General features: G+C 53.5%; 20 protein-coding genes and 3 tRNA genes. 3 read left to right on the top strand and 20 right to left on the bottom strand.

Annotation, left to right across the window (positions count from 1 at the left end; translation table 11 throughout):
- Positions 1 to 10: 10 nt before the first annotated feature.
- The 11 genes from ndhC to ABNV41_RS03265 form a co-directional block, all read right to left on the bottom strand.
- Positions 11 to 376: an NADH-quinone oxidoreductase subunit A gene (gene ndhC, locus ABNV41_RS03315; protein WP_003630526.1), complete on the bottom strand. Its 366-nt coding sequence runs from the start codon at positions 374 to 376 to the stop codon at positions 11 to 13.
- Between the two features lie 233 nt (positions 377 to 609).
- Positions 610 to 684: transfer RNA gene (locus tag ABNV41_RS03310), tRNA-Val, on the bottom strand.
- A gap of 261 nt (positions 685 to 945) precedes the next feature.
- A tRNA-Val gene (locus tag ABNV41_RS03305) sits at positions 946 to 1,020 on the bottom strand.
- An 86-nt stretch (positions 1,021 to 1,106) separates the two neighbouring features.
- Positions 1,107 to 1,394: an HU family DNA-binding protein gene (locus ABNV41_RS03300; protein WP_003624117.1), complete on the bottom strand. Its 288-nt coding sequence runs from the start codon at positions 1,392 to 1,394 to the stop codon at positions 1,107 to 1,109.
- A gap of 145 nt (positions 1,395 to 1,539) precedes the next feature.
- Positions 1,540 to 4,062 carry an endopeptidase La gene (lon, locus tag ABNV41_RS03295; RefSeq protein WP_050820068.1) on the bottom strand — a complete coding sequence of 841 codons (2,523 nt, stop codon included), beginning with the start codon at positions 4,060 to 4,062 and terminating at the stop codon, positions 1,540 to 1,542.
- Between the two features lie 197 nt (positions 4,063 to 4,259).
- Positions 4,260 to 5,525, bottom strand: coding sequence for an ATP-dependent Clp protease ATP-binding subunit ClpX (clpX, locus tag ABNV41_RS03290; RefSeq protein ID WP_050820069.1), 1,266 nt, complete (start codon positions 5,523 to 5,525; stop codon positions 4,260 to 4,262).
- Positions 5,526 to 5,645: 120 nt separating this feature from the next.
- On the bottom strand, positions 5,646 to 6,308 hold the full coding sequence (locus ABNV41_RS03285) for an ATP-dependent Clp protease proteolytic subunit (RefSeq protein ID WP_014456951.1): 663 nt from the start codon (positions 6,306 to 6,308) through the stop codon (positions 5,646 to 5,648).
- 187 nt (positions 6,309 to 6,495) lie between these two features.
- Positions 6,496 to 7,250 (bottom strand): IS5 family transposase gene (locus tag ABNV41_RS03280; protein WP_087651418.1). Its coding sequence is split into 2 segments (ribosomal slippage): positions 6,496 to 6,911 and positions 6,911 to 7,250, totalling 756 coding nucleotides; the frame shifts between segments, so codons are not numbered across the junction.
- A gap of 73 nt (positions 7,251 to 7,323) precedes the next feature.
- Positions 7,324 to 8,682, bottom strand: a complete 1,359-nt coding sequence (gene tig, locus ABNV41_RS03275; RefSeq protein ID WP_349934986.1) for a trigger factor — start codon at positions 8,680 to 8,682, stop codon at positions 7,324 to 7,326.
- Between the two features lie 89 nt (positions 8,683 to 8,771).
- A tRNA-Leu gene (locus ABNV41_RS03270) sits at positions 8,772 to 8,856 on the bottom strand.
- Positions 8,857 to 8,896: 40 nt separating this feature from the next.
- A complete protein-coding gene (locus tag ABNV41_RS03265; protein ID WP_050820071.1) occupies positions 8,897 to 10,372 on the bottom strand; it encodes a bifunctional ADP-dependent NAD(P)H-hydrate dehydratase/NAD(P)H-hydrate epimerase in 1,476 nt (491 codons plus the stop codon).
- 158 nt (positions 10,373 to 10,530) lie between these two features.
- On the opposite strand from ABNV41_RS03265, the gene ABNV41_RS03260 reads away from it, so the two are divergent.
- The 3 genes from ABNV41_RS03260 (at position 10,531) to ABNV41_RS03250 (ending at position 14,385) form a co-directional block, all read left to right on the top strand.
- Positions 10,531 to 10,986: a hypothetical protein gene (locus ABNV41_RS03260; RefSeq protein WP_050820072.1), complete on the top strand. Its 456-nt coding sequence runs from the start codon at positions 10,531 to 10,533 to the stop codon at positions 10,984 to 10,986.
- Between the two features lie 178 nt (positions 10,987 to 11,164).
- Positions 11,165 to 13,078, top strand: a complete 1,914-nt coding sequence (locus ABNV41_RS03255; protein WP_349934985.1) for a DEAD/DEAH box helicase — start codon at positions 11,165 to 11,167, stop codon at positions 13,076 to 13,078.
- Between the two features lie 8 nt (positions 13,079 to 13,086).
- Positions 13,087 to 14,385 carry a class I SAM-dependent RNA methyltransferase gene (locus ABNV41_RS03250; protein WP_050820074.1) on the top strand — a complete coding sequence of 433 codons (1,299 nt, stop codon included), beginning with the start codon at positions 13,087 to 13,089 and terminating at the stop codon, positions 14,383 to 14,385.
- On the opposite strand, the gene ABNV41_RS03245 is transcribed toward ABNV41_RS03250, so the two are convergent.
- From ABNV41_RS03245 to ABNV41_RS03205, 9 genes are all read right to left on the bottom strand, one after another.
- A complete protein-coding gene (locus ABNV41_RS03245) occupies positions 14,339 to 14,707 on the bottom strand; it encodes an iron-sulfur cluster assembly accessory protein (protein WP_050820075.1) in 369 nt (122 codons plus the stop codon). The genes ABNV41_RS03250 and ABNV41_RS03245 overlap by 47 nt on opposite strands.
- A gap of 26 nt (positions 14,708 to 14,733) precedes the next feature.
- Positions 14,734 to 15,222 carry an SUF system Fe-S cluster assembly protein gene (locus ABNV41_RS03240; protein ID WP_003624097.1) on the bottom strand — a complete coding sequence of 163 codons (489 nt, stop codon included), beginning with the start codon at positions 15,220 to 15,222 and terminating at the stop codon, positions 14,734 to 14,736.
- Entirely contained in the window at positions 15,209 to 15,661 is a 453-nt protein-coding gene (sufU, locus tag ABNV41_RS03235; RefSeq protein ID WP_050820076.1) for a Fe-S cluster assembly sulfur transfer protein SufU, read from the bottom strand. Before sufU ends, ABNV41_RS03240 begins: the two co-directional genes overlap by 14 nt.
- Positions 15,658 to 16,905: an aminotransferase class V-fold PLP-dependent enzyme gene (locus ABNV41_RS03230; RefSeq protein WP_087651958.1), complete on the bottom strand. Its 1,248-nt coding sequence runs from the start codon at positions 16,903 to 16,905 to the stop codon at positions 15,658 to 15,660. The genes sufU and ABNV41_RS03230 overlap by 4 nt, the downstream gene beginning before the upstream one ends.
- Entirely contained in the window at positions 16,905 to 18,167 is a 1,263-nt protein-coding gene (gene sufD, locus ABNV41_RS03225) for a Fe-S cluster assembly protein SufD (protein ID WP_349935088.1), read from the bottom strand. The genes ABNV41_RS03230 and sufD overlap by 1 nt, the downstream gene beginning before the upstream one ends.
- A gap of 17 nt (positions 18,168 to 18,184) precedes the next feature.
- Positions 18,185 to 18,955 carry a Fe-S cluster assembly ATPase SufC gene (sufC, locus tag ABNV41_RS03220; RefSeq protein ID WP_050820079.1) on the bottom strand — a complete coding sequence of 257 codons (771 nt, stop codon included), beginning with the start codon at positions 18,953 to 18,955 and terminating at the stop codon, positions 18,185 to 18,187.
- A gap of 13 nt (positions 18,956 to 18,968) precedes the next feature.
- Positions 18,969 to 20,459 (bottom strand): Fe-S cluster assembly protein SufB, encoded by a 1,491-nt coding sequence (gene sufB, locus ABNV41_RS03215; protein WP_019088378.1) that lies wholly within the window; start codon positions 20,457 to 20,459, stop codon positions 18,969 to 18,971.
- 3 nt (positions 20,460 to 20,462) lie between these two features.
- Positions 20,463 to 20,927, bottom strand: coding sequence for an SUF system Fe-S cluster assembly regulator (locus ABNV41_RS03210; protein WP_050820080.1), 465 nt, complete (start codon positions 20,925 to 20,927; stop codon positions 20,463 to 20,465).
- Positions 20,928 to 21,050: 123 nt separating this feature from the next.
- Positions 21,051 to 22,349, bottom strand: coding sequence for a DUF445 domain-containing protein (locus ABNV41_RS03205; protein ID WP_050820081.1), 1,299 nt, complete (start codon positions 22,347 to 22,349; stop codon positions 21,051 to 21,053).
- Between the last annotated feature and the right edge of the window lie 29 nt (positions 22,350 to 22,378).

Raw genomic sequence — 22,378 nt, 5'->3', positions numbered from 1 at the left:
CTCCCTCACCTCAATCCCAATCCAGCGCGCCCTTGCGCCATTCGTACAAAAAGCCAATGCCCAGCACGGCCAGAAACCCAAGCATGGAAAGAAAGCCAAACAGCCCGATGCGCCCTAGGCTGATCGCCCAGGGAAACAGGAATGCAACTTCCAGATCGAAAATGATGAACAGGATGGCAACCAGATAGAAACGCACATCAAACCGACGGCGTGCATCATCAAATGCTTCAAAACCGCATTCATAAGCTGTCAGTTTTTCAGAATACGGTTTCTGGTGGCCGCTTAGCAGCGCCATACCCAGCATGGCGGCGGCAATAATAACCGACATGCCCCCAAACACGAGAACTGGCGCATAATCACCAAGAACAGACTGCATGGTGTGGTTCCTGCACATGTTTCAAGCCGCAGTGGCTTTTGTTTCATGCAGCAACCCTAGCCCCAACATCCTGCGCACGGATATGCACGAACGCGTTGGGTATGGGGCACTTTCTTGTGAAGGCCGAATTTTAAGGGAGAAATTGAAAGGCCAGAGAATGCTCTGGCAAAAACCACACACAGGCAGCAATGGAACTAAGTCCATTGTGCGTGTGGGTTACCATTTGGGGAAAATGGTGGGCAATGACGGGATCGAACCGCCGACCATCTCGGTGTAAACGAGACGCTCTACCGCTGAGCTAATTGCCCGCACCCTATGTGCCATAAACAGAAAAGGCCGACAACCCCTTCACATGCTTCAAACCGCAATGGCTTTTATTTCATGCAGCAACTCTAACCCCAACATCCTGCGCACGGATATGCACGAACGCGTTGGGTATGGGGCACCTTCTTGCACAGGCCGAATTTTAAGGGAGAAATTGAAAGGCCAGAGAATGCTCTGGCAAAAACCACACACAGGCAGCAATGGAACCAAGTCCATTGTGCGTGTGGGTTAGCATTTGGGAAAAATGGTGGGCAATGACGGGATCGAACCGCCGACCATCTCGGTGTAAACGAGACGCTCTACCGCTGAGCTAATTGCCCGCGCCGTATGTGCCATAAACAGAAAAGGCCGACAACCCCTTTTTTGAGATTGTCGGCCTTTTTCAGAAAAAAATTTTCTGACGGAATTAACCGCTGACGGCATCCTTCAGCGCCTTGCCCGGCTTGAAGCGGACAGAGGTGGAAGCAGGGATATCGATTTCTTCACCCGTACGTGGGTTGCGGCCTTTAGCTGCCTTGCGGGTTGCGGTCACGAATGTGCCAAAACCAACCAGACGCACTTCCTGCTTTGTGGACAGGGCCTTTTCGATCGCACCGAATACGGCATCGACCACTTCACCGGCTTTTGCCTTGGGCAGGTCAACAGCTTCAGCCACTGCTGAAACGAGTTCCTGCTTGTTGAGCGGCTTCTCCATCCTTACGCCTTTCTATTTCTTATATCTGTTCGGAACGGCGGGCGGCCTATTTCGTCCGCCTGTCCGCTACCTGAACGCACTATGAAGCCGTTTTCCGCCACGTCAACCAAGCAAACGCAACTTCGTAGGCTCTTATCCCTTCTATTCAGTGTGGCAACACCGGAAGAGCGGATTCTCCACCAGCTGCTGGCAGTGGATCTGGCACATCTTCCCACTCAATTGGCTGAGGCTGACGCACTAGCGCACGCGCCAGAACTTCATCCACATGAGAGACAGGAACGATTTCCAGTTTCTTCTTCACGTTGTCAGGGATTTCCGTAAGGTCCTTCTCATTTTCCTTGGGAATGAACACTGTACGAATGCCCGCACGCAGGGCCGCAAGCAGCTTTTCTTTTAAGCCACCAATAGCCAGCACACGCCCACGCAAGGTGATTTCACCCGTCATGGCCACATCCCGACGGATAGGAATACCTGTCAGCACGCTTACCAAGGATGTGACCATCGCCACACCGGCAGAAGGTCCATCTTTGGGAGTCGCACCTTCTGGCACGTGCACATGGAAGCTGCGCTTATCAAACAAGGTGGGCACAATGCCAAAGCTGGTAGCCCGACTCCGAACAAAGGAGAATGCAGCAGAGATGCTCTCCTTCATTACGTCGCCCAGCTTACCGGTTTCAACAATACCGCCCTTGCCCGGCACCATAACGCTTTCAATGGTCAGGATTTCCCCGCCCACCTCAGTCCAGGCTAGACCAGTGACAACACCAACCATGTCTTCTGCTTCGGTTTCCCCGTAGCTGAAGCGACGCACACCTGCGTATTTGTCCAGATTCTTGGGAGTAACAGAAACTTTCTTGGCCTTGCCGGTAACAATTTCCTTCACGGCCTTACGGGCAAGCCCTGCAAGTTCACGTTCCAGATTACGCACACCGGCCTCACGCGTGTAATAGCGAATCAGATCCCGCACAGCGTCATCTGTAATCGACCATTCACCCGGCTTGAGATTATGCGCCTGCGTCTGCTTGGAAATAAGGTGGCGTTTGGCAATTTCCACCTTTTCATCTTCCGTGTAACCGGACAGACGAATGATCTCCATACGATCCAACAGAGGCTGCGGCATGTTCAGGCTATTAGCCGTTGTTACGAACATGACATCAGATAGATCGTAATCCACTTCCAGATAATGATCTGCAAATGTGCTGTTCTGCTCCGGATCCAACACTTCTAGCAGTGCAGATGCCGGATCTCCGCGCCAATCAGACCCTAGCTTGTCAATTTCATCCAGCAGGAACAGCGGATTCGAGACTTTCGCCTTCTTCATCCCCTGAATGATCTTACCAGGCATGGAGCCAATATATGTGCGCCGATGACCACGGATTTCAGCTTCATCACGCACGCCACCGAGTGACATACGCACATAATGCCGCCCCGTTGCCTTGGCGATGGAACGTGCCAGAGACGTTTTACCAACACCCGGAGGACCTACCAGGCACAGAATCGGACCTTTGAGCTTCTGGGACCGGCTTTGGACAGCCAGATATTCCAGAATCCGTTCTTTAACTTTTTCCAGCCCGTAGTGATCTGTATCCAGAATTTTTTCTGCTTCTGTCAGATCATGTTTGACCTTGGTCCGCTTTTTCCACGGAATACTCAGCAGCCAATCCAGATAATTCCGCACCACTGTAGATTCGGCAGACATCATGCTCATGCCGCGCAGCTTTTTCAGCTCCGCTACAGCTTTTTCGTGTGCTTCCTTGGAGAGCTTGGTTTTGGCAATACGTTCTTCCAGCTCGGATGTTTCATCCTTACCGTCTTCGCCTTCACCCAGCTCCTTCTGAATCGCCTTGAGCTGTTCGTTCAGATAGTACTCGCGCTGCGTTTTTTCCATTTGGCGTTTAACGCGGTTGCGAATTTTCTTCTCGACCTGAAGAACATCAATTTCCGCCTCAATATGCGCAAAAACCTTTTCCAGCTGCGCCATCACTGTTGGCGCCTCCAGAATTTCCTGCTTTTCCGCAATCTTGAGGTTCAGGTGGCTGGTTACGGTATCCGCCAGCTTTGCCAGATCACTAATCTGGTTCAAAGATACCAGCACCTCAGACGCAATCTTCTTGTTGAGCTTCATATACTGCTCAAACTGAGACACGATAGAACGCCCAAGCGCCTCGGCTTCTGGCCCTTCAGCCGCCTGCTCTGGCATATCCTCGATATCGGCTTCGAAGTGGCCTTCAACCTCGTGCAAGGTTTTTACGCGTACGCGCTTTACCCCTTCCACTAACACCTTCACGGTGCCGTCCGGCAGTTTTAGAAGCTGCAGAATGGTTGAAAGCGTGCCAACCCGATAAATATCATCGGCGGACGGATCATCCTGCGCTGCATCTTTTTGGGCGACCAGCAGAATATGACGGTCATCTTTTGTGACCGTTTCCAACGCTTTTACAGATTTTTCGCGCCCAACAAACAGGGGCACAATCATGTGCGGGAACACCACAATATCGCGCAATGGCAATACAGCCACATGAAGCGGAGCTTTAGCTTCCTGAACTTCCGGCTCTGCCGCAGCTTCTGCAACTGGTGCGGTTTTAGGCGTGGCTTCTGCTACCACTTCCGGTTTGGTTTTTGTTGCAGTCCGGCGTCTGCGTTTCACTGGTTTTTCGTTATCAGCCATGATGATGACCTCCTGACAAGGACGATCCGGACACGGCACCCGCCTGCGGCATGCCTTGTTCCGTGCAAGAGCCAACGCGATGAAAGCTCCTTAGTCTATCCTTATGTCGTTATTCACAGCGTTTTACACAATGGGACAGTGACAAAAACAGCGCTGGAGCATGTGCCGCCAGCGCTGTTTTGTGAACATTTCCCAACTTAGGCAGATTGTTCTGCCGGGATATCTTTCTTTTTCCCGTAGACATAGACCGGACTGGCCTTGCCTTCCGCAACATCCCGGTTAACCACCACTTCCTCTACATTTTCAAGGCCCGGCAGATCGAACATGGTGGACATCAGGATACTTTCCAGAATGGAGCGTAGCCCGCGCGCACCTGTCTTTCGCACAATAGCGCGATCTGCAATGGCCTTAAGTGCATCATCCGTGAAGTCCAGCTGCACATTTTCCATCTGGAACAAACGCTGATACTGCTTGACCAACGCATTTTTAGGTTCTGTCAGGATCTTGATAAGTGCAGCTTCATCCAGATCACCCAGCGTTGCAATAACTGGCAGACGCCCGATGAATTCTGGAATCAGACCAAACTTCATCAAGTCTTCCGGTTCCACATCGTGCAGGATTTCGCCTGTCTTGCGTTCATCTGGAGCACGCACATCAGCACCAAAGCCAATGTTGGTTCCCTTACCGCGGGCAGAAATAATCTTGTCCAGCCCGGCAAAGGCACCACCACAGATAAACAGCATGTTGGTGGTATCTACCTGCAGGAACTCCTGCTGCGGATGCTTGCGCCCACCTTGCGGAGGAACAGAAGCCACAGTGCCTTCCATCAGTTTCAACAGCGCCTGCTGCACACCTTCACCACTAACATCACGCGTGATGGAAGGATTGTCTGACTTTTTGGAAATCTTGTCGATTTCATCAATATAGACAATGCCACGCTGTGCGCGTTCCACATTGTAGTCAGACGCCTGCAGCAGTTTGAGAATGATATTTTCAACATCTTCCCCCACATACCCTGCTTCTGTCAGGGTTGTGGCATCAGCCATTGTAAAAGGCACATCCAGAATACGCGCCAGTGTCTGGGCCAGCAGGGTTTTACCTGAACCAGTGGGGCCAATAAGCAGAATGTTGGATTTTGCAATCTCAACATCACCAGCTTTAGCAACCTGTGTCAGGCGCTTGTAATGGTTATGCACAGCCACAGACAAAACCTTTTTGGCTTCAGCCTGCCCAATGACATAATCATCCAGAACCTTGCAGATTTCCCGCGGTGTAGGCACACCCTCGCGCGATTTAACAAGGGAAGTCTTATTCTCTTCACGGATAATATCCATGCAGAGTTCAACACATTCGTCACAAATGAACACCGTGGGGCCGGCAATCAGCTTGCGAACCTCATGTTGTGACTTTCCACAGAACGAGCAGTAAAGCGTGTTCTTGGAATCACCGGACTTCGTATTCATCAGCCCACTCCCTCGATCATCCCAGGCCCCATCGCACCGAGAGCCGAGTCCCAGAACGTGTGTGCCTGCCTTACGGCAGGCGTCTTCCCTATTGTAACAGGAAGATTACTGTACGCCAGATTAAGGATGACTTTTATCCTTCTTGCCTGTTTCTGTCGCCTTATGGTGGCTGATCACCTCATCCACAATCCCGAAGGACTGAGCTTCCTGAGCGGACATGTAGGTATCACGCTCCAACTTCTGCTCAATTTCCTCCAACGTGCGACCTGTATGTTCACGGTAGATTTCATTCAGCTTCTGGCGAATGATCAGAATTTCGCGCGCCTGAATTTCGATATCACTTGCCTGCCCCTGCGCACCGCCAGAAGGCTGATGCACCATAACGCGAGCATTAGGCAGCGCGAAACGACGCCCCTTTTCTCCCCCAGCCAACAGCAAGGACCCCATAGAGGCTGCCTGCCCGATGCACACCGTGCTTACGGGGCTGCGGATGTACTGCATGGTATCATAAATTGCCAAACCGGCAGAAACCACACCACCCGGGCTGTTGATGTAAAAGGAGATTTCCTTGTTAGGATTCACGCTTTCCAGATACAGAAGCTGCGCGGAAATCAAGGATGCAACCTGATCGTAAACGGGACCAGTCAGGAAGATGATCCGCTCTTGAAGCAGGCGGGAATAGATATCAAACGCCCGCTCACCGCGAGAGGTCTGTTCGACCACCATCGGCACCAGCGCATTGCTGAAAATCTCAACGGGATCACGATCCCTCATACCACTCATTCCCGTATAAAAAACTGAATTAGCCTTTCCTGCCTCCCTGCGCGAACACAAGAAAGCTCAGGCACTCTGGTTCAAGATAGAGATAAAGTGGAAAGATGCCACCCCGGAAAAGAAAAACATGCCCAAAAAGAATGTCCCGCCAGTTCACACTGGCGGGACACGGCCTTTTTCTTATTACGGCGTGTCGTCAGTTAAGCAGGATGATGATTGAGGCGAACTGCACGGCTGCGAGGAAGGTCGATTTCAGTTTATCGTAGCGGGTTGCGATAGCGCGAAACTGCTTGAGTTTATTGAAGAACCTCTCAACAAGGTTCCGTTCGCGATAGAGAGAAAAATCGGTTTTCCGTCGTGTCGTTCTGTTGCGTTTTGGCGGGATGACCGGGGTAATCCCGCGCTGTATCAGCCGATCGATCAACCTGTCCGCGTCATACGCCTTGTCAGCAAGGAAAGCATCCGGTTCGATGTTTTCCAGAAGTGGTTCTGCCTGGGTGATATCGGCATCCTGTCCCGGTGTGATGCCGAGTTCCACTGGATTGCCCAGAGCGTCGCAGATGGCATGGATCTTTGTAGTTAGCCCGCCTCGTGATCGTCCGATGGCCTGATCCGTGCCCCTTTTTTGAGAGCTCCGGCACTATGCTGATGCGCTCGGACAATTGTGCTGTCGATCATCATGTATTCGTTGTCGTAATCAGCGGCCAGATAACGAAATATCCGTTCGATGACGCCGCTTTCACACCAGCGGCGCAGACGCCGGTGCACGTTTTTCCAGTCACCGAAACGGGCAGGAAGGTCGCGCCATGGAATACCCGCGCGATAGCGATACAGCACCGCCTCCACGAACAGACGGTTGTTCACCGCAGTGCCGCCGACATAGCCTTCTCGACCAGGAAGAAGATCCTTTATCCGCTCCCACTGGTCATCGCGTAAACTATAGCGCCGCATCTGTCTGTCTCCCCAAAAAATGGGAAAACAGTCAGCACACGCAGACACAAAGTACAACCCTCACGTGCCACTCTCAGGGCTTAACTGACGACACGCCGTAGATATTCGCTGGTGGAATATCTGAAAGTTCCTCTGGTGTGACCTCTTTATCGGTCACTTTGGCCAGTTCAATCAGGTAATCGACCACCTTGTTTTCAAAGATCGGCCCCCGGAGAGATTCCGCTGCCTGCGGATTCTTCTGGAAGAATTCGAACACCTGCTTTTCCTGCCCAGGGTAGCGCATGGCTTCAGCCCGCACTGCACGGCCCAGTTCATCCGGCGTTACCGTAATGTTGTTCTTACGACCAATTTCAGCCAGAAGCAGACCCAGCTTTACGCGACGTTCCGCAATTTTGCGGTAATCAGCGCGCAGGGTTTCTTCATCTTTGTTCTTGTCTTCGTCATCAAGCTGACCGGACTTACGGTCTTCTTCAACGCGCGCCCAGATCTGGTTGAACTCTGCATCCACCATGCCTTCTGGCGCAGTGAAATCAGTTTTCTTTGCCAGTTCATCCAGCAGCTCGCGCTTGATGCGCAGGCGGGAAAGCTGATCATATTCGCCTTCGATCTGCTTGCGAATCAGATCTTTCAGCTGATCAAGGCTTTCAAAGCCCATCTTCTTGGCCAGTTCATCATCAATCGGCGCATCAACTGGCTTCTTGATCTGCTTGGCTTTGATATCGAAGGTTGCTTCCTTGCCTGCCAGCTCGGTTGCACCGTAATCTTCGGGGAAAGTTACCGTAATAACTTTTTCTTCACCCGGCTTCATGCCTTCGATCTGCTCAGCAAATCCGGGAATAAAGCCTTCGCCGCCGATTTCAACGTTCACATCTTCAGCGGAACCGCCTTCGAAAGGCACACCGTCGCGCTTACCAACAAAGTCGATAGCAACCACATCACCCTTAGCAACGGGGCGAACTTCTTCCACCACTTCAAAGGTACGACCGCGCTTGGCGATATCTTCCAGCACCTTGTTGATGGCTTCATCGCTCACATTTGCCTTCAGGCGTGTCAGCGCAAGGTCAGACAGATCCGGCACAGCAATTTCTGGCAGGATTTCTGCTTCAACCGTGAATTCCAGATCTTTTCCATCATCGGTCTGACCGAAAACCAGATCTACCTTAGGCTGACCAGCAGGACGAATACCGCGTTCATCAAAAACGTTACGCAGAGCGTCAGATACCGTCTGTTCCAGAACTTCTGCCCACACGCTTTCGCCGTAACGCTGCTTGGCCAGAGAAACAGGCACCTTACCCGGACGGAAGCCCGGCAGGTTCAGGTTTGCTGCAACTTCCTTCAGCCGCGCATCACGCTTGCTGGCAATTTCCGCCGCTGGAACTGTTACGGTAAAACCACGCTTCAGCCCTTCGGAAAGGGTCTCGGTAACCTGCATCGGTCAGGCCTTCCTTTCGGTACAAAACTCAAACACCCGCTACGCAAAGGCCGTCGCGGACCAGGACGGGAGCATGATCGTAAAATAATTGGTACGGGTGGAGGGACTTGAACCCCCACGACTTGCGTCACCAGAACCTAAATCTGGCGTGTCTACCAATTCCACCACACCCGCGCATTAACGTGCTCACCGTCACGAGTTGGGTGGACTTAACTCAAACATTCGCCGACGGCAAGATGCCGATGTGCGAGTTCACCCTCTGTTTCTGCATATGAGCTGCTTTTTCTCGCGCTGCACCCAGATGAAGGTCCAAATCTTCGGCCACAGGCCACGGTCCTGCCTGTCGCCCAGCTTCCCCGTGCAGCCATACACCTGCACATGCAGCCTCCCACGCAGGCATACCAGCAGCCAGTAGGGCTGAAATAACACCAGAAAGTGTATCGCCAGAGCCAGCCGTGCCTAATGCAGGGGTTGCATGATTATTGATGGCAAGCCGCCCATCTGGCGCTGCAATCATGGTCGAAGCCCCTTTCAGAACAACCACAGCATTAATTTGCTGAGCCGCCTGCCGGACATGCTCTGGCGGGTTACTGCCAATCGGCCCGAATACGCGGGTAAACTCGCCAATATGCGGCGTTATGACCGCAACACCCTTAAGTTTTTCAGGAGCACCAGCAGAGGCACTTAAAGCCCCAGCATCTGCCAGAATATCTTTTCCTGCAGCCAACAATACTGGCAGTGTGGCCTGCACTTCTGCTTCCGTTAGGCCAGGCCCACAAACCCACACACGGCGACGTTTATCTTCCAATAATGCCGTCAACGGCGCGTCATCTATAATAAGGCCGGGCGCACCCAATTTATAAGCTGCGGCACCTGCCCCAGCAGCCACGCGCACCAAACCAGCACCAGCAGCACGTGCGCCCCCCGCACACAAACGCGTTGCGCCCGGCATGGATTCGCCAGCACAGATACTCATCACGCCGCGCGTATATTTATGACTTTCAGGGCCGGGAATCGGCAAATGCCACAAGCCGGGCTCATTCTGCCATGTTGTTGGTGGCACCTGATCAAGCGCAGCTTGCGGGATTCCGATATCCGCCAGAATCAACTGCCCCAGATATTCCCGGCCGGGATACAGCAAATGCCCTGGCTTGAACCGGCAGAATGTTACTGTCATGACAGCATGTGGAGCATATCCACGCACCAATCCCGTCGCGCCATCCACGCCAGATGGCATATCAACAGCAACGATACGCCGCGCGGCTTGCAAAACTTCAACAGGCAAACCAGCAACATCTCTGCTCAGCCCCGCGCCAAATACGGCATCCACCACCAAATCTGCCCTTGCAGATTCCTGCGCAGAAAACGGCACACGAACACCACGGAATCGGGCCGAGGCTTCTGCTGCCGGGCCACCGGGCTTGGGCGCCACCATTTCCGCCACGGCCACAGGCCAGCCTGCATCGTAAAGATGCCGTGCAACTACGTAGCCATCTCCTCCGTTATTACCGGGGCCACACAGCACCAGCACACGGGCTGGCTTTCCATACCGAAGAATAGCGCGGGCCACGGCGCGGCCAGCATTTTCCATCAATACGGAAACAGGCACTGTTTGCGCCGAAATATGGTCAATTTTCCCCATTTCGTCAGGAGAATAAACGCTCAGAAGTGAAGGATATATTGCTGCCATATCGAGCCTCCGCACACAGAGTAGACGATGATCTGTGCAAATATAGCCCCTTGCGCAGCGTCCGTCCCCTTGGCAATCAGGCAGCAGACAAGCGTTGGACGATTACCCCTTCCCCGCCCCGCGCCTTTTTCCTGCATTAACGCCAAGCGGAGTTCAGCATGCCCCATTCCATTCTCTGGAGCCTTGTTCTCACCCTCCACCTTGTTAGCATCATCCTGTGGATCGGTGGTGGCGCTTATGCCGTTATGATTTTGCGCCCCAGCCTGCGCCTGCTGGATGCAACGCAACGCAATTCCGTGCACCTGCAGACACTTGCCCGCTTTTTTAAGGTTTTAACGCACGTTATTCCCACGGCGCTGATTACCGGCTGGCTGCTGATTATTCATGAAGGTGGATTTGCCAATGCCCCGTGGACAACAAACCTCATGCAGCTGTTGGGCATTATCATGGCTGTGCTGTTTGTCATGATGTACACAGGCCCTTACCAGAAAGCCCGGCGCTCCATCCGCCCACAGCCTTCTGTGTTCGACTCCATTCGCTCCCGCGTGCTGCTTATTGTGGCTTTGGGTGTGCTGGCTGTGCTTTCTGCCTGCCTTGGCCATCCTTTTGCCTAAGAAATGCAACACATTCTGGCAAAAACTTGATTTCAGGCCAAAACAGCTTTATCGGAACTAACGCCTGACCGGGTAGATACGTGAATCGGTGCCTCAGTCATTTTGTTGAGGCACCCCGATACGGGCAGGCTCTTCAGCCAGTGCTGACAACAGACAGACCTACGGTTCCGAGAGCAGATTGACAGCTAAAACGCCCGCCTCCCCCCGCAAGACAACAACACGTAGCCGCAAAAAAACGGCTACCCCTGCCCCTGTGAGCGCCGCAGACGCTACGGAAGATACAGGCGCAGCAACTGAAGCTCCTGCTGAAAACGCGGTTGTAGCTGAAGCAAAGCCTGCCCCAAAAAAACGTGTTGTAAGACGCCGGAAGCCTAAAGCTGAAAAGGTGGAAAAAACCGAAGAACCAGCCGCAGCTCCGCAAGAAGCAAAAGCAACGCCAGAAGCTGAAACGCCTGCTCCCGTAGCTGCCACAGATTCTGCTGTTGACGTTGTTGAGCAAGCTCCTGAAGTTGCGCCTGAGCCACCTCCTGAAAAACAGGCTGCCCCAAAGGCTAAAGCCGAAGAAACAGCTGCACCAGAGCCTGCACCTGTTGAAAAAACAGCCGAAATTACGGTTGAAGCAACAGAAGATACCAAGTCCGTCACATTTGCTGACCTCGAACTGTCCGAGCCAATTTTGCGTGCCATTTCGGACATGGGTTACACGCACCCCACCCCTATTCAGGAACAAGCCATTCCGGCCATTCTGATGGCGCGGGATGTTATGGGCGTTGCACAAACGGGAACAGGTAAAACTGCTTCCTTTACACTGCCCATGCTGGAGATTTTGTCCGATTCGCGGGCGCGGGCACGTATGCCGCGTTCTCTTATTCTGGAACCCACGCGTGAACTGGCGTTGCAGGTTGCAGAAAACTTTGTGAATTACGGCAAATACCTCAAACTCAACCATGCTCTGCTGATTGGCGGGGAAAGCATGGCGGATCAGAAAGAAGTGCTGAACCGTGGCGTGGATGTGCTGATTGCCACCCCCGGCCGCCTGCTTGATCTGTTTGAACGCGGCGGTTTGCTGCTGAACCACACCAGTATTCTGGTGATTGATGAAGCCGACCGTATGCTGGATATGGGCTTCATTCCTGATATTGAAAAAATTGTCGGGCTGTTGCCACCTAACCGGCAGACATTGCTGTTTTCTGCCACTATGGCACCTACCATCCGTAAACTGGCAGATGCGTTCCTGCATTCTCCCAAGGAAATTACGGTTGCACGGCAGTCTTCTGTCGCCACAACCATTACAACTGGCATTGTGGTGGTGGATGAATACAGCAAGCGGGAAACGCTCCGCCAGTTGCTGAAAGATCCGGCGCTGCAGAATGCCATCGTATTCTGCAATCGTAAGCGCGATGTGGATATTCTTACCAAATCACTAGTGAAACATGGCTTTTCTTCCGCTGCGTTGCATGGTGATCTGCCGCAGTCCGTCCGCTTTTCCACACTGGAAAAGTTCAAGAATGATGAACTAAAAGTGCTTGTGTGCTCCGATGTGGCTGCACGCGGCATTGATATTGGTGGCCTTTCCCACGTCTTCAATTTCGATCTGCCCTTCCATGCGGAAGACTACGTGCACCGAATCGGACGTACTGGCCGCGCAGGGCGTGAAGGCCACGCCTACAGCATTGCAACGCCGTATGATAAGGCGCTGGCAGAAGCCATTGAGAATCTGACAGGCAAAGAAATTCCGCGCATGGCGCTGGATGGTGTGAAGCAGCTTGAATGGTCTGATGAAAAACGGCCACCAGCAGGGCGCAGCCGTAAACCCCGCACACCTCAGCGGGAACGCGAGAACCCAGCACCTGTGGCGCGTGAACAGCAGCCTGAAGCCAAGCCCCAGCAGCAGGCAGCACGCCCAGAACGTCAGCCCACACGCAACACGCGCTACCAGCGGGATGAAATTCCTCCCGCACCCGGTGGTGACGTGCAAGGCTTTGGCGATATGGTGCCAGCATTCATGCTGCTGCCTCGGCGGAGTTCTGTAAGACCTGCCTCACCGGGAACAGATGCTGCGGCTGAACATGCTGTAGATACACAGTCCTGAACACGTCTGTGACTAAAACCTACGATACGGACGTTCTTTATCTGGCAACGCAGGGTGATGGGGCCGTGCGTACGCCAGATGGGCGTATGGCCTACATTCCAGAAACCCTTGCTGGTGAGCGTGTTCGTCTGACAAAAAGTTCAGATGGAAAATGGCAGCTTGTTGAGGTGCTCCAGCCTGCACCAGAACGGCAAACACCACCCTGCTCCTTGTTTGAACGTTGCGGTGGTTGCACGCTCCAGCATGTAAAGCCTGCTGCTATTTTGCAGTGGAAAGCGGCTACTGTTCAGCACGCTTTGCAAAAGGCCGGTTTTACCAATCTGCCAGTATTTTCTGCCAAGCAGGTACAGCCTCATTCACGCCGCAGAGCAGATCTGGCTGTAAGACGCCAGCCTGATGGCATTATTATTGGGCTTCATGCACGCAACAGCCACGCGGTTACAGATCTTACGAGCTGCGTTGTATTACACCCCGATATTCTGGCTGCCCTGCCCGCTTTTCGAGCCACGCTCCGCAGCTTAAATGCCATTCGGCGCGAAGCCAATTTGCATATCAATTTGCTAGATTCTGGGCTGGATGTTCTGTTGCAAACGGATGGACCTCTCACTGCACCAGATCGTGTCCGTTTAGCGCAATTAGCTACAGAGCAGCATATTCCGCGCATCAGTTGGCAGTTGATCAAAGATACAGGGTTGCCGGAAGTTGCGGTACAATCGGGCTCTGTTGTTCAGACAATCGCTTCTCACCAGATTACGCCGCCCGCCGGAACTTTTTTCCAGGCAACGCGTGAGAGCGAAATATATATTCAAGATGCCGTTGTAAAAAGCCTGCCGACCAAGCTGAACCGTCGGGATATTATTACCGAGCTTTATACTGGCTGCGGTACCCTTACCTTCCCGCTGGCAGAACGTGCCCGCGTAAACGCTTACGAAGGTTATGCTCCTGCCCTAGACGCTCTAAAAAAGGCGACTGGCGGCACGCGTATCAGCGCATTCTGTCGAGATCTGAACCATCAGCCTCTTCTGGCTAAGGAAATAGCAGTCTCTGCTGTGGTTGTACTGGATCCCCCACATGCAGGGGCAAAGCTGCAAATGCGCCAGATTGCGCAAGGGTTACCAAACCACATTGTTTACGTAAGCTGTAACCCGGCAGCCTTGGCGCAGGATGCAAGCCTGCTGGCCAAAGCCGGATATACGGTGGAAAATGTAACTGTAATTGACCAGTTTTTATGGTCTGCAGAAATTGAAGCTGTTTGCAGCTTTAAACGTGAAAGCTCTCGCCGCAGCCGCAACGGCCTTTCTCGTTAGGGTTGGCAAACACAAACCCTGCTTCCAGATCACCCTCCTGATAATCCATTTCAGAACCAATCAGGTAAAGCGTGGCTTTGCGATCCACCAGCAGGGTTACGCCGTGGTCTTTCACCACTTCGTCCCCTTCACCCGGCGCATCCACAAACTGCATGTCATATGCTTTGCCAGAGCAGCCTTTGGTGCTGACAGAAATGCGTAGCAACTGGCCTGCATGTGCTGTGGCATACAAATGCTGCAACCGATCTGCCGCAGCCTGAGACACCCGCATAAGAGGAGGAAGCTCCCGCTTTACGGGAGCCGCAGCCGTTTTCTGAGACATTTTATACCCTCACCTGAGTTTGCGGTTCAGAACATGTTCAGCGCAAGACGGGCTTCATCACTCATACGCGACATATCCCACGGCGGATCCCACACCACTTCTACTTCGGCAGATTTCACGCCCGGCACTTTTTCTACTGCTTCCTTCACCTGCACAGGTAGTTCCTGCGCACTGGGGCAGTTGGGGGCTGTTAGTGTCATTTCAATACGCACGCGGCCATCATCATACAGATCAATCGCGTAAATCAGGCCGAGTTCGTAAATGTTTACCGGAATTTCCGGGTCATGCACTGTGGCAATCGCCTCAATAACCGCATCTTCCGAAACAGCACCGGCAGCCGGAGGCTTGGCAGATTGTTCTGCCCCTTCATCCGGTGTCCAGCTTTCTACTTTTCCGGCTTCATCTCCGGCAGGCGCATGGTCAGCATGCAGCACATCGGCAGAAGCCTCTGCTGTTTTAGCTTCCTTTTCTACCTCTGGCAGAACGGGAGCATGCACGTCTTCAGACGTCGGCATGAGAAAGCGCCTCCTTTAACGCAATCCAAGGCAGTTCGGCACATCGTATCCGTGCCTTGTGAGACCGCAGAGGCTGGAAAACCTCTAACGGCCCTAATGAAGTATCCGCCGTTGCTGCAGGAGAAGCTTCCCCCACCAGCATGGCAGAAAACCGACCAGATAAGCTGACAGCTTGCGCAACATCCAAACCAGAAACCTGCTGCGCCATTAAATCAGCCGCTGCTGCGCAAATGGCGCACCCTCGTGTGGTATGGCGCACACTTTGGATATGGGTTGCATCTAGCGCGATATCCACCCGTGTTTTATCCCCACACATGGGGTTTTTGCCTTCACCCTGTACGGAAGGTGCTTCCAGCTTGCCTGCGTATTGTGGAGCGCGTGCACGCTCTACAATCACACGGTCATACAGGGCATCAGAATCCGGCACGGTTTGTGTCACACAAAAAATTCCCGGATACGCACCAACGTATCGGCAAGTGCATCTATTTCTTCCTGCATGGTATAAATACCAAAGCTGGCGCGTGCTGTAGCGGTTAAACCCAAGCGGCGCATAAGCGGTTCTGCACAATGGTGGCCAGCACGCACGGCAATACCGTTGCGGTCTAGCAAAGTGGCAATATCGTGCGGGTGCACATCTGCCATGGTGAAGGAAATAACGCCGCCACGCTCTTTGGGGTGCCCAACTACATTCAGCCCCGGCACAGTTGCCAGACGCTCCAGCGCATAGGTCGTCAAAGCCTGTTCATGCGCCGCAATGGCATCAAAACCAAACTTTTCCACCCATTCAATGGCTGCACCCAAGCCAATAGCTTCTACAATTGCAGGAGTGCCAGCTTCAAACTTATGCGGAACATTGGCCCACGTGGATTTTTCAAACGTCACGGTGGAGATCATATCTCCCCCGCCCATGAACGGCGGCATATCTTCCAGCAGTGCACGTCGCGCCCACAAAACGCCAATGCCGGTTGGGCCATACAGCTTGTGCCCGGTAAAGGTGTAAAAATCCGCCCCCAGAGCCTGCACATCGGTGCGATGATGCACGACGGCCTGGCTCCCATCAAACAGCACCAGCGCTCCGGCTGCATGCGCCATATCGGCAATTTGGCGCGCAGGCGTAATGGTGCCCAGCACGTTGGACATATGGGTGATGGCAACAAGTGCCACTTTGCCATCAGACAAAAGCTGGCCGAACGCTTCCATATCCAGATCACCGGCATCGGTAATCGGGGCTATGCGCAGCTCAATACCCATACGGTCACGCAGCATCTGCCACGGCACCAGATTGGCGTGGTGTTCCATTTCGGAAATAACCACAGCCTGCCCCGGCGTAAGCAGAGAGCCAAAGGAGTATGCAACCAGATTGATGGCTTCTGTGCTGTTACGGGTGAAAACAATTTCTTCCCGCGATGATGCATTCAAAAAGCCCGCAACCTGATCTCGTACAGCTTCGTAGGCCTCGGTCGCACGTTCACTCAGCCAATACAGGCCGCGGTGAATGTTGGCATACTGATGGTGCATGGTGTGCACCATGGCATTGATGACCGCATCCGGTTTTTGGGCCGAAGCAGCACTATCCAGAAACACCAGCGGGCGATCGTGCACTTTTTCCGACAGAATAGGAAACTGCTTACGAATAGCAACCAGATCCAGCCCGGATGTGTCTGTAATAGAAGGATGAGACATTACGCGGCCTTCCTTTCAGCAGAAAAACGGATTGCCAGCATGGCGCGGCAGTATTCCTGCGCCGTTTCATCTTCAATCAGAGAAAGAGCTTCATCCAGAAACGCTGCAATCAAGATATGGCGGGCCTGTGCCTCTGGCACACCACGGCTGCGCATATAAAACAGTTGATCATCATCCAGCGCACCCACGGTTGCCCCGTGGCTGCAGCGCACGTCATCCGCGTAGATTTCAAGCTCAGGCTTTGCATCAATTTCTGCGTTTTCTGAAAGCAGCAATGCCTGATTCATCTGGTAGCCATCGGTTTTCTGGGCAACCTGCTCAACCAGCACCTTACCTTGGAAAATACCCCGCGCATGACCATCCAGCACATTCCGCACAGTCTGGCGAGAAATGCAGTCCGAAGCAGCATGGGTGATGACGCTGGTAATATCCCCTACCTGATGTTCAGCAAGGTTTTGCGCACCATTCACATGCAACTGAGCATGTGGCGCATTCAACCGTGCATGCACTTCATGCCGAGACAACAGGCTACCCAAGCCAAGGGCAAAGCTATTGTAAACGCCATGCCCTGCAACCTGCACATAGGTTGTTGCCAGCGCTATGGCCTGCGGGCCTTCGGTCTGCAAAGTGGTATGGTAGAGTTTGGCACGTTCCCCCACAGTTACTTCCGTAACCGGATTATGGAAATATGGCCCAACGCCAGCGCTGAGTGACAGCAAGGAAAGATGCGCCCCTTCTTCCAGCACCACGCTATGGCGTGGATGGAAAGAAATTGCAGTATCCCCGGCAACACCCAAGGAGATCAGGAGCACACGCCCTGCATCCGCACCTTTGGCAACGTGCAATATCGCCCCATCATCCACCAGAGCCGTGTTCAGCGCGACAAGAGGATCTCTGTCCGGGCTGGCCTGCACATCTGATGTCAGGCTCTTTTGGTTGAAAAAGGAAACATCCACACCTTCAGGCAGAAGGCTAAGATCTTTTACAAACCGGCCATTTACAAACACAATGCGCGGCAGAGCCTGCACGGCATCATGCTGGCTAAGCAGGTTATCCAGCAGGCTTTTTGCCTGCGCTGCATCATATTGCGCTGGTGGGGCCTGAAACTCCTGTGCCGACAACGGGCGCAGGCTGGTATATTTCCATGCCTCTACATGCCTGTCTGGCAGGCCGGTTCTGAGCAGTGCGCCAATGGCTGCTTGCCGCTCTGCCCCCTCAACATCGTTCAGGCGTTGCGCGAACGAAGACAGAGTGCCGCTCATATCTTTGCTGATCGCGTTCACGCCGCCTCCGCCAGAAACTTGGTGTAGCCTTCCTGATCAATTCTCTTGGCCAGTTCTGGCCCACCAGACAAAATGATCCGCCCTTTGGCCATAACGTGAATGCGATCTGGCACCAGATAATCCAGCAGCTTCTGGTGATGCGTAATAACCAGAGCAGAGAACTCTGGTGAGCGTAGACGGTTCACCCCCTCCGCCACAATACGCAGGGCATCCACGTCCAGCCCACTATCGGTTTCATCCAGAATGGCAAAGGAGGGCTGAAGAAGTGTCATCTGCAACACTTCATTGCGCTTCTTTTCACCACCAGAGAAACCGACATTGACGTTACGCTTGAGCATATCCGGCGCCATGGAGAGAGACTTGGCTGCCTCACGCGCCATTTTCAGGAACGCAACAGCATCCAGTTCTTCCAGCCCACGGGCGCGACGCACGGCATTTACCGCCGTACGCAGGAAGTTGGCGTTATTTACACCCGGCAATTCAATAGGAGACTGGAAGGCCAGAAACAGGCCAGCCGCGGCGCGTTCTTCCGGCTCCATAGCCAGCAGATCCTGCCCCTTGAAGGTGACAGAACCAGCCGTGACTTCATAATCCTCACGCCCGGCCAGAACATAGGAAAGGGTGGATTTGCCGCACCCGTTTGGCCCCATAATGGCATGCACTTCACCCGGTGGGATGGTGAGATCCACACCACGGAGGATCTGCTTTTCCTGCCCATCGGCATCAATCCGGGCGCACAGACCGGAAATTTCCAAAAACTGGCTCATGTTCTGTACTCCCTTAACCCACGCTGCCTTCAAGGCTGATCTGCAACAGTTTCTGTGCTTCCACAGCAAATTCCATGGGCAGTTCCTTAAGAACATCCCGGCAGAAACCGTTTACAATCAGCCCAACCGCGTCTTCTTCAGACAGGCCGCGCTGGCGACAATAAAAAAGCTGATCTTCTGAAATCTTGGATGTTGTGGCTTCGTGCTCAATACGCGCTGCCATGTTCCGGCTTTCAATATACGGCACAGTATGCGCGCCGCATTCATCACCAATCAGCAAACTATCGCACTGGGTGAAGTTACGTGCGCCAGAAGCCTTGGGCTGCACGCGCACCAGACCGCGATATGTGCTGTCTGACCGCCCTGCACTGATTGTTTTGGCAATGATAGTAGAACGGGTATTACGCCCGATATGGATCATCTTCGTGCCTGTATCTGCCTGCTGGCAGTTGTTGGTAACAGCCACGGAATAGAATTCACCCACAGATCCATCACCCTGCAGAATGCAGGATGGATACTTCCATGTAATGGCAGAACCTGTTTCCACCTGTGTCCAGGAAATTTTGGAGCGTGCCCCACGGCATGCGCCACGCTTGGTCACAAAGTTGTAGATACCGCCGCGCCCTTCGGAATCACCGGGGTACCAGTTCTGCACCGTGGAGTATTTGATGGAGGCATCTTCCATCGCCACCAGTTCTACCACTGCGGCATGAAGCTGGTTTTCATCCCGCATGGGGGCTGTGCAGCCTTCCAGATAGGAAACCGAAGCCCCGTCTTCCACCACAATCAGGGTACGTTCAAACTGCCCTGTGTTGCGCGCATTGATACGGAAATACGTGGAAAGCTCCATTGGGCAACGCACCCCTTTGGGCACGTAAACAAAGGAACCATCTGTAAACACGGCAGAGTTCAGTGCAGCATAAAAGTTATCTGCCACCGGCACCACGCTGCCGAGATATTTCCGCACCAGCTCAGGGTGTTCCTGCACAGCTTCAGAAATCGGGCAGAAGATCACGCCCGCTTCTTCCAGCGTTTTGCGGAAGGTGGTGACAACAGAAACACTGTCAAACACCGCATCTACAGCAACTGGCGGCCGCGCTGTTTCACCTTCGGGCAATTCCACACCAGCCAGCAGAGCCTGCTCATGTAGGGGAATACCCAGCTTTTCGTAGGTTCTCAGAAGTTCTGGATCAACCTCATCCAGAGATTTCGGGCCTTCTTTCTTGCGCGGAGCGGCATAGTAATGCGCATCCTGATAATCAATCGGCGGGTAAGAAACCTTGGCCCACGTAGGTTCCTTCATGGACTGCCATTTGCGGAACGCCGTCAGCCGCCATTCCAAAAGCCATTCAGGTTCGTTCTTACGCGCAGAAATCAGGCGTACGATGTCCTCATTCAACCCTTTCGGGGCGAGGTCCATCTGAATATCTGTTTCAAAGCCCCACTTGTAGGTGGACTGGCCGAGCTTTTCGACGGCTTCGCGGGTTTCAGTAACTGCCGGCATGGTTCAGATCCCCTCACGTGGCATAGCAGCGCTGGGCTGCACATTGGATCGTGGCATGTTTGAAAAACACGATGCCTTGCTGCGCATGCTTTCCAAGGAAATACCCTCCAACGTGATTCGTATGGCCTGATTGATGGTATCCCAGCTGCCACACAGACCACACGACACGCCGGTATCACACTCTCCGCCATCTACACAGGCTGTGAGCGCAATCTTGCCATCTACGGCTGTAATAACACTGGCTACAGAAATATCTACCAACGGTCTGGCAAGGCGGTATCCGCCCTTTGCCCCACGCTGGGAAAGCACAAACCCATGCGCAGAGAGCACCTTGAGCACCTTGGCCACCGTTGGCTCTGGCACCCCTGTAATGGCTGCAAGTGTTGGAGACGTAACAACGCCTGCCTGTTCACCCAGTTTCACCAAGATGACGATTGCATAATCCGCCAGGCGGGAAAGTTTCAGCATTATCTGCCCTTGACCCAATTAAAGACCTGAGCGGTCCTGTTTCGGATACATGGCGACACACTGCTCTTGCGTCAACCCAAAACAAGCAGACAAAAGCATCCATCGCAAACGTGATCGGCCGCCCTACTGTGCGTTCAGCCCAAACAGAAGCCGCAATACGGCAAACAGCAATGCCCCCACCCCAAAGCCAACAAGGGTGCCATTAAACCGGATAAACTGCAGGTCCTTACCAACCCGAAGCTCCAGTTTTTCAGCTATTTCCACAGCATTCCAGCTTGAAACCACGCGCGCAATAAACTCTGCCATACGTTCCCGCATGAAGGGGAGCATCTTTAGAACCGTGCGGTTTACGCTATCCATAATCCGCTGTCGCATGTTCTGATCATAGCGCATCTGGGCAGCCATGCGTTCAAGTGCATCCTGCACCACAGATGCAATGCGCCCTTCCGGGTCTTCCACATCGGCTTCCACCATACGGCGGAAACGCTGCCAGATATCTCCCCACCAGCCCACAACACTTTCATGGGAGAGCACGCCCATGATGGTTTGAGAAAACTCTTTGCCCTTTTCCGGGTCTGTTTCTATGCGGTCAATCTGGCCACGCACCCAACTGGTAAAGCCTTCACGGATGCTGGAGTTCTGTGGGTCGATTCGCTCAAGCTCCTTGGCTGCTGCCAACAGAACCTTGGTAGCAATGGAACCACCTATGGCCCACCCGAGTAAACGCCCACCCTGCTCACGCACGCGCTCTTCAATCATCTGGCGCAATGCGCCTTCCTTGGATTGTAACGCATCTTTGATCTGCTCAAGCAGGAAGGAGAGCACTTCCTGATGCTTATCATCATCCACAAGGCTACGCAGGGCCCGTGCGATAATAGGCGCCAGATTACTGCCCCCCAATAGCTTGGGCATAACACGGGCAACGGCATTACTGGCGCGGCCATCTTCCAGCCTGTCCAGCATCTGCGGCAAGGAGCGTGTGATTGATTTTACCAAGGCATCCCGCGTGCCGGGGTCATCCAGCATATCCGCCAGAAAAGCTGGCAGATCCACCTGCCCCAATACACGCTCAACTTCCTTTTGGGTAAACACCTGCCCAGCAACAAACCGCCCCAGCGCCCGGCCAAGCCTATCCTTTTGCGCGGGCAGAATAGCAGTATGCGGGATAGGAAGCCCCATAGGCCTACGAAACAGCGCAACCACGGCAAACCAGTCTGCCAAGCCGCCTACAACACCGGCACGCGCTCCAGCCCGCAGCATTTCCAGCCAGAATCCATCCCTCACCCAGCCAGCAGCGGGCGCTGCGTAACCCAGCACCGTTACCCCAGCCATAAGGCCAACCAGCCCTGTAGCTGCATTCTTGTATCGCCGCAGTGTCTGGCGGGCAGCGAAATCCGCGTCCTGATGAGGATGAGATGTCATAACTCACTCAATAGCACTGTGCGCAAACA

It is taken from the genome of Acetobacter sp. A11-2 (assembly GCF_040208445.1).
Lineage (GTDB): Bacteria > Pseudomonadota > Alphaproteobacteria > Acetobacterales > Acetobacteraceae > Acetobacter > Acetobacter oryzoeni.
This window is presented reverse-complemented; position numbering and strand designations above follow the sequence as displayed.

What these genes read in the sequence shown, in the direction of transcription:
- ndhC (WP_003630526.1), bottom strand. Translation starts at nt 376, where the DNA reads ATGCAGTCTGTTCTTGGTGATTATGCGCCAGTTCTCGTGTTTGGGGGC.
- ABNV41_RS03300 (WP_003624117.1), bottom strand. Translation starts at nt 1,394, where the DNA reads ATGGAGAAGCCGCTCAACAAGCAGGAACTCGTTTCAGCAGTGGCTGAA.
- lon (WP_050820068.1), bottom strand. Translation starts at nt 4,062, where the DNA reads ATGGCTGATAACGAAAAACCAGTGAAACGCAGACGCCGGACTGCAACA.
- clpX (WP_050820069.1), bottom strand. Translation starts at nt 5,525, where the DNA reads ATGAATACGAAGTCCGGTGATTCCAAGAACACGCTTTACTGCTCGTTC.
- ABNV41_RS03285 (WP_014456951.1), bottom strand. Translation starts at nt 6,308, where the DNA reads ATGAGTGGTATGAGGGATCGTGATCCCGTTGAGATTTTCAGCAATGCG.
- tig (WP_349934986.1), bottom strand. Translation starts at nt 8,682, where the DNA reads ATGCAGGTTACCGAGACCCTTTCCGAAGGGCTGAAGCGTGGTTTTACC.
- ABNV41_RS03265 (WP_050820071.1), bottom strand. Translation starts at nt 10,372, where the DNA reads ATGGCAGCAATATATCCTTCACTTCTGAGCGTTTATTCTCCTGACGAA.
- ABNV41_RS03260 (WP_050820072.1), top strand. Translation starts at nt 10,531, where the DNA reads ATGCCCCATTCCATTCTCTGGAGCCTTGTTCTCACCCTCCACCTTGTT.
- ABNV41_RS03245 (WP_050820075.1), bottom strand. Translation starts at nt 14,707, where the DNA reads ATGTCTCAGAAAACGGCTGCGGCTCCCGTAAAGCGGGAGCTTCCTCCT.
- ABNV41_RS03240 (WP_003624097.1), bottom strand. Translation starts at nt 15,222, where the DNA reads ATGCCGACGTCTGAAGACGTGCATGCTCCCGTTCTGCCAGAGGTAGAA.
- ABNV41_RS03230 (WP_087651958.1), bottom strand. Translation starts at nt 16,905, where the DNA reads ATGTCTCATCCTTCTATTACAGACACATCCGGGCTGGATCTGGTTGCT.
- sufD (WP_349935088.1), bottom strand. Translation starts at nt 18,167, where the DNA reads ATGAGCGGCACTCTGTCTTCGTTCGCGCAACGCCTGAACGATGTTGAG.
- sufC (WP_050820079.1), bottom strand. Translation starts at nt 18,955, where the DNA reads ATGAGCCAGTTTTTGGAAATTTCCGGTCTGTGCGCCCGGATTGATGCC.
- sufB (WP_019088378.1), bottom strand. Translation starts at nt 20,459, where the DNA reads ATGCCGGCAGTTACTGAAACCCGCGAAGCCGTCGAAAAGCTCGGCCAG.
- ABNV41_RS03210 (WP_050820080.1), bottom strand. Translation starts at nt 20,927, where the DNA reads ATGCTGAAACTTTCCCGCCTGGCGGATTATGCAATCGTCATCTTGGTG.
- ABNV41_RS03205 (WP_050820081.1), bottom strand. Translation starts at nt 22,349, where the DNA reads ATGACATCTCATCCTCATCAGGACGCGGATTTCGCTGCCCGCCAGACA.